The following is a 260-nucleotide window of genomic DNA, read 5'->3' on the forward strand; positions in this document are numbered from 1 at the left end:
GAGGAGCTTGAGAAGCTGCTCGAAGAGATGGGAGATATCCAGGAACAGCTTGATGCGAGCGGCTTTTATTTGATTGATGTGAAAGTAGAAGAAATGGCCAATGGCTTAGGTCTCAGTGCAATCGGTCTGGATCGTGACGTGGCATCTCTCTCCGGCGGCCAGCGGACGAAGGTGCTGCTTGCTAAGCTGCTGCTGGAGAAGCCGACCGTTCTGCTGCTCGATGAGCCGACAAACTATCTAGAGGTGGAGCATATCAATTG

The 260-nt window shown here is 52.3% G+C and carries 1 protein-coding gene; it reads left to right on the forward strand.

Translation table 11 applies throughout. The features are described from left to right. On the forward strand, nucleotides 1-260 hold a 260-nt coding region (locus LKX83_RS32610; RefSeq protein WP_227887430.1), incomplete at both ends, for an ATP-binding cassette domain-containing protein.

The organism is Cohnella baijiui (assembly GCF_020731285.1).
Classification (GTDB): domain Bacteria; phylum Bacillota; class Bacilli; order Paenibacillales; family Paenibacillaceae; genus Cohnella.